Genomic DNA, 666 nt, shown 5'->3' on the forward strand with positions numbered 1-666 from the left:
GCCCTGTACTGCGTGGAGCCCACCCGATGACGGCAACGCCGACCCCCCGCGTCACCATCAAGGACGTCGCCGCGCGCGCCGGCGTGTCCAAGGGTGCCGTATCGCTCGCGTTCAACCACAAGCCCGGGCTGTCGGAGGCGACCCGGGACCGGATCTTCCGGGCGGCGCGGGAGCTGGGCTGGGCGCCGAACCTCACGGCCCGGACGCTGGCCGGTTCGCGCGTGGACGTGGTGGGGCTCGCGGTGTGCCGGCCGGCCCGGGTGCTCGGGCTCGAACCCTGGTACATGGAGTTCGTCTCGGGCGTGGAGAGCGTCCTGGCCGAGCACTCCTCCTCCCTGCTGCTGAGACTCGTACGGAACCTGGACGAGGAGGTGGGGGTCCAGGAGTCGTGGTGGCGCGGGCGGCAGATCGGCGGGTCGATCCTCGTCGACTTCCGGGCCGACGATCCCCGGGTGGGCCTGGTGGAGCGGCTCGGGCTGCCGGTGGTCGCCGTGGGGCATCCCTCGCTGACCGGGGGGCTCACCTCGGTGTGGACCGACGACGCGACGGCCGTCACGGAGGCGGTGCGGTATCTGGCGGCGCTGGGGCACCGGCGGATCGCCCGGCTGGGCGGGGCGGCGGCCCTCGGGCACACGGGGATCCGGACGGCCGCGTTCGACGAGGCGG

General features: G+C 74.5%; 1 protein-coding gene. It reads left to right on the forward strand.

Going from position 1 to position 666, the window contains the following annotated elements; all coding sequences use genetic code 11:
* Positions 1 to 26: 26 nt before the first annotated feature.
* Positions 27 to 666: LacI family DNA-binding transcriptional regulator (locus CA983_RS44660; protein ID WP_143645911.1), on the forward strand; the 640-nt coding region annotated here is incomplete at its 3' end.

Source organism: Streptomyces swartbergensis (genome assembly GCF_002148965.1).
Classification (GTDB): domain Bacteria; phylum Actinomycetota; class Actinomycetes; order Streptomycetales; family Streptomycetaceae; genus Streptomyces; species Streptomyces swartbergensis.